Below are 9,704 nucleotides of genomic sequence, written 5' to 3'. Positions count from 1 at the left end.
CCCTGCGACTTCGTCGCAGGGTCGCAGGCTCGGACTCAGAAGTCGAAGTCGTCGATGTTCGACTCGTCGAAGACGGTCGGCTCGCCGAGGACGACGACGCCGTCGGCACCGACGGTGTACTCGCCCAGGTCACCGGCCTCGAACTTGTCGCCCTCCTTGCCCTCGATGTCACCGGACGCGAGCGCGTCGGCGGCGTACGCGGAGAGGTAGCCGAGCTGCTCGGGGTCCCACAGCGCGAAGGACTTCACGGTGCCGTCCTTGATGTACTCCCGCATCTGGTTCGGGGTGCCGAGGCCGGTCAGCGCGACCTTGCCCTTGTACTGCGAGTCGGACAGGTAGCGCGCGGCCGCGGCGACGCCGACCGTGGTCGGGCTGATGATGCCCTTGAGGTTCGGGTGGGACTGCAGCAGACCCGCGGTCTTGTCGAAGGACGTCTGGTCGTCGTCGTTGCCGTAGACGGTGTCGACGAGCTTGATGTCGGGGTGGCTGGCAGCCAGCTCCTCCTCCATCAGCTTGATCCACTCGTTCTGGTTGGTGGCGTTGGCCGCCGCGGAGAGGATCGCGATCTCGCCCTTGTCGCCGATCTGCTCGGCGATCAGGTCGACCTGGCTCTTGGCGATGCCGGCGGCGTCGGCCTGGCTGACGAAGACGTCACGGAACTGGGGCTCGGTGTCGGAGTCCATCGTGACGACCTTGGTGCCGGCGTTGCGGGCCTCCTCGAGGGCGTCGCCGATGGCGGTCGGGTCGTTGGCCGAGACCACGAGCGCGCCGGCGCGCTGCTGGGTCGCGGTGTTGATGAAGCTGACCTGGGAGTCGGGGGTCGACTCGGTCGGGCCGACCTGCTTCCACGTGGTCCCGATCTCCTCGGCGGCCTTCTGGCCGCCGGTGTCGGAGGCATCAAAGTAGGGGTTGCCGAGGTTCTTCGGGATGAAGGTGATGCTGCTGGTGTCGCCGCCACCCTCTCCATCGCTACCGCTGTCGCTACCGCCGCCACAGGCGGACAGGGCGAGGCCGAGGGCCGCAACGATGGCGACGGCACTGCCTGCGCGTCGGAACTTGCTGGTCATGTCTCTCACTCCGATTTCTTTGAGTTCTTAGAGGATGGTTCGTCCGAGCTGTGTTGCCGGCGATAGGTGCCGACGATGCGGCCGGTCCAGCCGAGAACGCTGGCCGCGATGACTGCTGCGATGAGAAGTACGCCGGTGATGATCTGGATGAGGTTGGCGCTGGTCCCGTCGAGGCGGAGCGCGCTGCCGATCGTCCCGATCAGGACGACGCCGGCGATGACGCCGGGGATCGCACCCCGGCCACCGAAGATGGACACCCCGCCGAGCAGCACCGCCGCGATGACCTGGAGCTCCATACCGGTGGCGTTGTCGCCCCGCGCGCTGCCGTAGCGCAGCGTGAAGTAGATGCCCGCCAACCCCGAGACCAGCCCGCTGAGCGTGAACAGGATCAGCTTCGTACGGTCGACGTTGACGCCGGAGAAGCGGGCCGCGTCCTTGCTGAGACCGGCCGCGAAGATGCCGCGCCCGAAGGGGGTGAAGTGCAGGACCACGGCGAAGATCAGGATCAGGACGACCAGCGGGATCGTCATCAGCGGGATCTGGGAGTCGCCGATCCGGGCCTGGACGAGGTCTTGCCAGGAGTCGGGCCAGTCGGTGATCGCGGTGGTGCCGAGCGCTCCGACCGCGATGCCGCGGAAGAGCGCCATGGTGCCGATCGTGACGGCCAGCGACGGCAGCCCGTAGCGGGTGACGAGCACGCCGTTGAGCGCTCCCGCGACCGCGCAGGCGAGCAGGGCGAGCACCATCGCGGCGACCATCGGCAGGCCCTCGCGGTGCAGCACCCCGAACAGGACGCTGGAGAGTCCGACGACGCTGGCCACCGACAGGTCGATCTCGCCCGTGATGATGATCAGCGTCATCGGCAGCGCGATGAGCAGGATCGGCGCGATGTCGAGGACCAGGAAGTAGACCGTGATCGGGTCGGAGAAGTTGAGGATCGCGATCGAGGCGTACGTCCACACGACGACGAGCAGGGCGATGATCGCCGTGTCCCTGGTCATCAGGGTGCGCTGCCACCACGGCTTGGCGTGGGCGGCGTACGTCCTCGTCGGCGCCTTCTCAGAGGCAAGGAGGCTCATGCCGCCACCTCCGTCGAGGGGAACGAAGCGTACGGACGTGGCGGCCTGAGGCTTGTTGCCGTTCGCTGGCGCTCACTCATGATTCTTCCCTCTCTGCGAGGAGCTTGTCGTGCTGACGGCGCGCGAAGTAGCGGTCCAGGACGATCGCGCCGATGATCAGCGCGCCGACCACGGCCTGCTGCCAGAAGTCGGGGATGCCCAGGACCGGGAGCGCCCGGTTGATGGTGGTGAGGAGGTACGCCCCCAGCGCCGCCCCGAGGACGGTGCCGCTGCCACCGAAGATGGCCACACCGCCGACGACCGCGGCGCCGACCGCCTCGAGCTCGATGCCCTGGCCGACACCGGAGCTGATGGTGCCGTAGCGGGAGACGTACAGGATCCCGGCGAGGCCGGCGAGCGCACCCGAAGTGGCGAACGCCTGCAGGACCCGGCGCTTGTCGCGCAGCCCGTAGAGCGTGGCGGCGTCGGGGTCGGAGCCGATCGCGTAGAACTCGCGGCCGGCGCGCGTGGAACGCATCAGGTAGATCACGACGGCCAGCAGCGCGAACGAGATCCAGGCGAGGTTGGGGATGAACAGGAACGACCCGGTGCCGAAGTCGAGCAGCCCGGGCGGGATGTCGGAGGCGTTGATCCGGTCGCTGCCGGCCCACTCGAGCATGATCCCGCGGTAGACGTAGAGCGTGCCGAGGGTGATGACCAGCGCCGGCACCTTGGCGAAGGCGACCAGCGCCCCGTTGACCAGGCCGAGCACGGCGCCCGCGGCGACGGCGATCAGGACGACCACGATCACCGGGAGCCCGGTGTCGAGGAAGAGCCGGCCGGCGAGGTAGGCGGTGAGGCCCAGCGTCGAGCCGACGCTGAGGTCGACGTTGCGGGTGATGATCACCATCGCCTGGCCGATCGCCAGGCAGACGAGGATCGCGGGGGTCAGGGTGAGGTCGCGCCAGCCGTCCGTGCTGAACAGGAAGTTGGGGTTGACCGCAGTGGTCACCACGAGCAGGAGGATGAAGGCGATGGCGATGCCGGTCTCGCGCTGCTTGAGAAGCCAGGTCAGCCGGTTGGCTGCTCGGTGGCGTGGCTGCGGCGCGGCCGGAGCGGGCGCGTCGAGCGTGGTGGTCATGATGCCTCGCTGATGTTCAGGGTGGCGGAGTGGTGGGCCGTCGCCGCGCGCATGACGGCCTCGGGGGTCGCCTCCTCGCGGCTCAGCTCGGCCGTCTGGTGGCCCTCGCTGAGAACGATCACCCGGTCGGCCATGCCGAGCACCTCGGGGAGCTCGGAGGAGATCATCAGGATCCCGAGCCCCTCCTGGGCCAGGGACGAGAGCAGCCGGTGGACCTCGGACTTGGTGCCGACGTCGATGCCCCGGGTGGGCTCGTCGATGATCAGCACCTTCGGCCGGGTCGAGAGCCACTTGGCCAGGACGACCTTCTGCTGGTTGCCGCCCGAGAGGGTGCCGGCCAGGGTGTCGAGCGTCGCGGCCTTGACCTCGAGCCGGGCGGCCCAGTCGGCGGCCGAGCGGTTCTCGATACCGCTGCTGATCAGCCCGGTGCGAGCGAGCCGGCCACTCATCGGCAGCGTGATGTTGCGCGAGATCGGTGCGTCCAGGACGAGACCGTGCTGACGACGGTCCTCGGGGACGAACGCCAGACCCATCTCGATCGCCCGCCTCGGGTCACCCGGCGGGACCGGGCGTCCGTCGAGGACGACCTCGCCGCTCTCGTAGGGGTCGACGCCGAAGATCGCCTGCGCGACCTCGCTGCGCCCGGCACCGACGAGGCCCGCCAGGCCGACGATCTCACCTTCGCGGACGGTCAGGCTGATGTCCTGGAACAGTCCCGTGCGGGTGAGGCCCGTGACCTCGAGCAGTGGCTTGCCGACCGTGGCCTCGAGCTTGGGGTAGAGGTCGGAGACCTCGCGTCCCACGAGCCGCTGGACGATCTCGTCCTCGGTGACCTCGGAGATGGGGTCGGTGGAGATGTAGGCGCCGTCGCGCATCACGGTGATCGTGTCGCACAGCGCGAACACCTCGTCGAAGCGGTGCGAGATGAAGACGACGGCGCAGCCCTGGTCGCGCAGCGTGCGCGCCACGGTCATCAGCCGGTCGACCTCGTTGCCCGAGAGGGCAGCGGTCGGCTCGTCCATGATCAAGACCTTGGCGTCGAGCGAGAGCGCCTTGGCGATCTCGATCAGCTGCTGGTCGGCGATGGAGAGGCCTTCGGTCGGCCGGTCGGGCTCGATCGGGACGCCGAGCCGGGCGAAGAGCTCGACGACCTCGGTGCGCATCGCGGCGCGGTCGATCTTGCCCCAGCGGTTGGTCGGCTGGCGCCCCATGAAGATGTTCTCGGTGACGGAGAGGTCGGGGAAGAGGGTCGGCTCCTGGTAGATGACCGCGACCCCGGCCTGCTTGGCGTCGGCGGTGTTGCGGAAGTCGACCTGCTCCCCGGCGAGCAGGTAGTCGCCGGCGTCACGACGGTAGAGCCCGGCGACGATCTTGACCAGGGTCGACTTCCCGGCTCCGTTCTCCCCCACGAGCGCGTGGATGGATCCGGCCTCGACCCGGAGGCTTCCGGACCGGAGGGCGCGTACGGGGCCGAACGACTTGGCCACGTCCCGCAGCTCCAGTGCGGCGGGTGTGTCCGGCATGGGCAGCTCCTCGAATTGAAAGGTTTCAAGCCTGGTTTACGCTAGTGATGGCAATCACATACGTCAACACTCTGAGGCCGCTAATTTGAGCGAGATCCGGACTTTGTCATCAGACCGTGTCGGCGCCGGCCTGTCTCCAGGCGGGAATCCCACCGCGTCAGACGGCGTTCAGAGCCCTATGCACGCACTCTGGGTATGGGCACATCCGCACTCGGCATCACTCAACGGACGGCTGCGTGAGGTCGGCATGAACGCCCTCGGCGCGGACGGCTGGAGCGTCGATGAGATCGACCTCTATCGAGAAGGTTTCAATCCACTTCTGGTGGAGCGCGGCGAGGCTGACGTACGCCACCACCAGGACCGGCTGCGGGAGGCCGATCTGCTGGTCGTGCAGTTCCCGCTGTGGTGGTATTCGGTGCCGGCCATCCTCAAGGGCTGGATCGACCGCGTCTTCGAGTCGGGGTTCGCCTTCGACGTACCGGATCCGGAGACCGGCAAGCCGCTCAAGTACGGTAAGGGCGGCCTGGTCGGCAAGCGCGCGCTGACCGTCGTCACCGCCGGCGACCGGGCCGCGACCCTCGGTCCGCGTGGGATCAGCGGCGACATCGAGGACGTCCTGTGGCCCCTGCTGCACGGCACGTTCTGGTACACCGGGATGGACCCGCTGCGGCCGCACCTGATCACCGACGCCGACACCATGAACCCGCAGCTCATGGCTCGGATCGAGGCCGACCTGACCGTACGTCTCGAGGGCGTGATGAGGGAGCCGCGGATCGACTACCGGCCGATGGCCGAGGAGCACTACGACCACACGATCAGGCTCCACGACTCGGTCGCGCCCGGGGAGGACGGGCTGAGCGCCCATCGCGAGGGCTGAGGCCCCGCGCGGGCGGAGTCGCCTGCTACGGTCTTCTGGCCAGCCGCTCGGGACGTAGTCCCGGCACGGGAACCCGGTGAGAGTCCGGGACTGACGCGCAGCGGTGTGGGTGACGGACGGGACACTGTGCCACTGGGCCCTCGGGCCTGGGAAGGCGTCTCGCGCCGGTCGATCCCGAGTCCGAAGACCTGCTGGCCCTGCAGCACACCGCTGCCGGTCAGCACGGGCGACGCGCACCAGCCCGCGACCCGCTCGAGGACCGACGTGCACCCCTCCCGCACCATCCGAACTCTCACCGCGAGCACCGTTCTGGTGCTCGGCTCGACGCTGGCCGGCTGCGCCGCCGACCAGCCCTCCGGGACACAGCAGGCGGCCGCCGGCACCGCCGGCTTCCCGATCACCCTGACCAACTGCGGCCGCGAGATGACCCTCGATGCACCTCCCGAGCGTGTCGTCTCGCTCAACCAGGGCTCCACGGAGATCCTGCTCTCGCTCGGCCTGGCCGACCGTGTCGTCGGCTCCGCGACCTGGACCGACCCGGTGCTCGACTCGCTGGCCGCGGCCAACGAGGACGTGCCTCGGCTGGCCGAGAACGCGCCCTCCTACGAGCGCGTCCTGGAGACCGAGCCGGACTTCGTCACGGCCTCCTTCGCCAGCACTCTGGGCGAGGGCGGGGTGACCACACCCGAGAACCTGGAGAAGCTCGGCGTGGGCTCCTACCTCTCCCCCGCCGAGTGCCTCAAGGACAACGAGGGCGACGACGACGGCACCCGCCACGACGCCCTCGAGATCGAGACCATCCTCGGCGAGATCACCGACCTGGCGCGGATCTTCGGCGTCCCCGAGCGGGGCGAGGAGCTCGTCGCCGACCTGTCCCGGCGGCTCGAGAACGCCGAGAGCGAGGCACCGGCCGGAGACGTCAGCGCGATGTACTGGTTCGCCAACTCGGAGTCGCCCTACCTGGCCGGCTGCTGCGGCGGCCCCGGGATCATCGGGCGCACCCTCGGCGTGGAGAACGTCTTCGACGACACCACCGACGAATGGCCGCAGATCAACTGGGAGACCGTCGCCGAGCGCAACCCCGACGTCATCGTCCTCGGCGACCTGACCCGCAAGAGCCAGACCGCCGAGACCGCCCGCGCGAAGATCGACTACCTGAAGACCAACCCGGTCACGTCGCAGATGGAGGCGGTGAAGAACGACCGCTTCGTGACTCTCTCCGGCGCCGAGCTCAACCCGTCGATCCGCACCGTCTACGCCGTCGAGAACGTCGCCGAGCAGCTCGCCGACCTCGGCCTATGAGACTGCGTACGCCGGGCTCCGATCAGCCGAAGCGTCACCCCGGTCGGCCGACTTGGCACGGCGATGACGTCTCGGCCGACGTACGTGACATCTCGACCGACGCGGGCGACGTCTCGGCCGACGGACGTGACGCCTCGGCGATCGGGGTCACCGGCGTCCTGCTGGTCGCGCCCTTGGTGGTGCTGGCCTCGGTCGCGGGGGCGATCACCGTCGGGCCATCCGACCTGAGCGTCACCGACGTCTACCGGGTCGTGGCTGACCGGGTCGGCCTCGGCTCTTCCGGCCTCACCCTGCTCCAGCAGAGCATCGTGTGGGACCTGCGGCTGCCACGTACGCTGCTGGCGGGGATATGCGGAGCGGGACTGGCGATCTGCGGGGTGATCCTGCAGTCGCTGCTGCGCAACCCGCTCGCCGACCCGTTCGTGCTCGGCATCTCCTCAGGAGCCTCGACCGGCGCGGTCTCGATCGTCGTGCTGGGCGTCGGATCGGGCGCGATCGGGCTCTCCACCGGGGCGTTCGCGGGAGCGCTCGTCTCGTTCGCACTCGTGCTGCTGCTGGCCTCGCTCGCCGGCGGCACCACCGACCGGCTGGTCCTGGCCGGCATCGCCGCCACCCAGCTCTTCTCGGCGCTCACCTCGTTCATCGTGTTCACCGCGGCCGACGCCGAGCAGACGCGCGGGGTGCTGTTCTGGCTGCTCGGGTCGCTCTCCTCGGCGAGCTGGACCGACGTCCTGGTCTGCGGGGTGATCGTGCTCGGCGGGCTGCTCTGCTGCGTCGCGGGCGCCGGCTGGCTGGACGCGTTCGCCTTCGGCAACGACGCGGCGGCCTCCCTCGGAGTCGACGTCGGCCGGATCCGGGCGGTGCTCCTGGTGCTGACGGCGCTGATGACGGCCGTCATCGTGTCCACCTCGGGCGCGATCGGCTTCGTCGGGCTGGTGCTGCCGCACCTGGCACGCGCACTGGTCGGCCCCGGACACCGGCTGCTGCTCCCGGCGACCGCGCTGCTCGGCGCGATCTTCCTGATCTGGGTCGACACCGCGGCCCGGACCGTGATCGACCCCGAGGAGCTCCCGGTCGGGGTGGCGACCGCGCTGGTCGGGGTGCCCGCCTTCGCCCTGGTGCTGATGAGGGCCCGCCGATGAGCGAGCGTCAGCGAGCGACCCGTCAGCCTGTCATCGGGTCGCGTCCGTATTCTGGCGCTTGCGCTACGGAGGCGGCCCGATGACGGCGCTCGAGGCAGGGCGGGTCCGATGGGCTCCCCGTGGGCGCCTCGTCGTCGACGACGTCTCCCTCCAGGTCGAGGACGGCGTCACCGTCGGGCTGCTCGGGCCCAACGGTTCCGGGAAGTCCTCGCTGATCCGCATCCTGGCGGGGCTGCGGCCCGCGGACTCCGGGGACGTGCTGCTCGACGGCAGCCCGCTCGCCGGCATGTCCCGGCGCCGGCTGGCGCGACGGCTCGCGGTCGTCGAGCAGGAGCCGGCGACCAGCCAGGACCTACGGGTACGCGACGTCGTCGCGCTCGGCCGGATCCCGCACCGCCCGGCCTGGGCGCCCGACAGCGCCCACGACCGCGCCGTCATCGTGGAGGCGGCCACCCACGCCGGCATCGCCGACCGCCTCGACCAGCGCTTCTCGACCCTGTCGGGCGGCGAGCGGCAGCGTACGCAGATCGCTCGGGCGCTCGCCCAGGAGCCCGAGATCCTGCTCCTGGACGAGCCGACGAACCACCTCGACGTACGCCACCAGCTGGCCCTGCTCGCACTGGTCCGCCGGATGCCCACGACCTGCCTGGTCGCACTGCACGACCTCAACCTCGCCGCCACCTACTGCGACCAGGTCTTCGTGCTCTCCGAAGGCCGCGTCGTCGCCGGCGGGGCGCCCGCGCAGGTGCTCACCGAGGCCCTCATCGCCGAGGTCTACGGAGTCCGCGCCCGGGTGCATCACGACGAAGGCGTCGTCATCCGTTTCCTCGGCCCGGTGTGACGATCAGCCGGTCGAAGCGACTCAGTAAGGAATCCGAGCGCAGCCGTAATCGAACGGGTACCGCATCTTACGATCGCTGGCCGGGCCGAACACCCCGTCCACGTCACTTCCGGTGAAGCCGAAGCGGTTGCTCTGCAACCACGTGACGGCGTTCACCTTCAGACCCAGACCCACTGGAAGCTCGCGGCCGCGCGCGTCTCGCAGCCGCGGTACCTGATGTCGTCGTTCCATGGCCAGGTCATGGCCTTGCTGGTGTTCGGGCCGAACAGGCCGTCCTGCTTGAGCCCGTGACGCCCCTGGGCCACCTTCACCGCCGCCTTGGTCGCGTCGCCGTAGATCCCGTCGACGTCCAGGTTGCGCCCGTAGCACTGATTCAGGGCCCGCTGCAGGGTCTTGACGGCGTTGCCCGTATGACCCGGGTTCAGGTAGCACAGCGGCGTGTTCGCGCTGTTCGAGTCGTACACCATCGCCATCCGGTAGTTGTAGTTGTGATACACCCACCCGCTCGCGCTGCCGTTGCACACGCCCGCAGCTGATGCCGGCGGCGAGCTGACGACGACGCTCGCACCGACGACCGCCAGTCCGGCAAGCGCGAAAGTGAGCTTCTTGTTCAATGATCTGAGCAACGTTCCTCCTGTGATCAAGATCGGACGGCTCAGGCTGACAGGACCGGGTGAGCTCTCGGACCCGTACCGAACCCGTAGTGCTCGGGCGCCGGCCGAGACAGAAACGACGGGACGTTCCGGTCGGTCC

Annotated in this window: 9 protein-coding genes and 1 riboswitch; of the genes, 4 read left to right on the top strand and 5 right to left on the bottom strand. The window is 69.4% G+C overall.

The window, feature by feature from the left end:
• Positions 1-35: 35 nt before the first annotated feature.
• The 4 genes from rhaS to ACFV9G_RS29100 form a co-directional block, all read right to left on the bottom strand.
• Positions 36-1,067 carry a rhamnose ABC transporter substrate-binding protein gene (rhaS, locus tag ACFV9G_RS29115; RefSeq protein WP_378732833.1) on the bottom strand — a complete coding sequence of 344 codons (1,032 nt, stop codon included), beginning with the start codon at positions 1,065-1,067 and terminating at the stop codon, positions 36-38.
• Between the two features lie 5 nt (positions 1,068-1,072).
• Positions 1,073-2,146, bottom strand: coding sequence for an ABC transporter permease (locus ACFV9G_RS29110; RefSeq protein WP_378732831.1), 1,074 nt, complete (start codon positions 2,144-2,146; stop codon positions 1,073-1,075).
• A 76-nt stretch (positions 2,147-2,222) separates the two neighbouring features.
• Positions 2,223-3,266: an ABC transporter permease gene (locus ACFV9G_RS29105; protein ID WP_378732829.1), complete on the bottom strand. Its 1,044-nt coding sequence runs from the start codon at positions 3,264-3,266 to the stop codon at positions 2,223-2,225.
• A complete protein-coding gene (locus tag ACFV9G_RS29100) occupies positions 3,263-4,789 on the bottom strand; it encodes a sugar ABC transporter ATP-binding protein (protein WP_378732827.1) in 1,527 nt (508 codons plus the stop codon). Before ACFV9G_RS29100 ends, ACFV9G_RS29105 begins: the two co-directional genes overlap by 4 nt.
• Positions 4,790-4,967: 178 nt before the next feature.
• Between ACFV9G_RS29100 and ACFV9G_RS29095 the strand changes: the two genes are divergently transcribed.
• The 4 genes from ACFV9G_RS29095 to ACFV9G_RS29080 all read left to right on the top strand — a co-directional run bounded on the left by ACFV9G_RS29095 (position 4,968) and on the right by ACFV9G_RS29080 (position 8,951).
• A complete protein-coding gene (locus tag ACFV9G_RS29095; RefSeq protein WP_378732825.1) occupies positions 4,968-5,666 on the top strand; it encodes an NAD(P)H-dependent oxidoreductase in 699 nt (232 codons plus the stop codon).
• Positions 5,667-5,689: 23 nt separating this feature from the next.
• A riboswitch (cobalamin riboswitch) is annotated at positions 5,690-5,877 on the top strand.
• A gap of 53 nt (positions 5,878-5,930) precedes the next feature.
• Positions 5,931-6,968, top strand: a complete 1,038-nt coding sequence (locus tag ACFV9G_RS29090; protein ID WP_378732822.1) for an ABC transporter substrate-binding protein — start codon at positions 5,931-5,933, stop codon at positions 6,966-6,968.
• Positions 6,965-8,110, top strand: a complete 1,146-nt coding sequence (locus tag ACFV9G_RS29085) for a FecCD family ABC transporter permease (RefSeq protein ID WP_378732820.1) — start codon at positions 6,965-6,967, stop codon at positions 8,108-8,110. Before ACFV9G_RS29090 ends, ACFV9G_RS29085 begins: the two co-directional genes overlap by 4 nt.
• 79 nt (positions 8,111-8,189) lie before the next feature.
• Positions 8,190-8,951 (top strand): ABC transporter ATP-binding protein, encoded by a 762-nt coding sequence (locus tag ACFV9G_RS29080; protein ID WP_378732818.1) that lies wholly within the window; start codon positions 8,190-8,192, stop codon positions 8,949-8,951.
• Between the two features lie 158 nt (positions 8,952-9,109).
• Here ACFV9G_RS29080 and ACFV9G_RS29075 read toward each other — a convergent pair whose 3' ends face one another.
• Positions 9,110-9,565, bottom strand: a complete 456-nt coding sequence (locus ACFV9G_RS29075; RefSeq protein WP_378732816.1) for a peptidoglycan-binding protein — start codon at positions 9,563-9,565, stop codon at positions 9,110-9,112.
• Positions 9,566-9,704: the final 139 nt, after the last annotated feature.

This window comes from Nocardioides sp. NPDC059952, assembly GCF_042730435.1.
Classification (GTDB): Bacteria; Actinomycetota; Actinomycetes; order Propionibacteriales; family Nocardioidaceae; genus Nocardioides.
The sequence above is the reverse complement of the archived record's forward strand: the minus strand, read 5'-3'. Positions and strand labels throughout refer to the sequence as shown.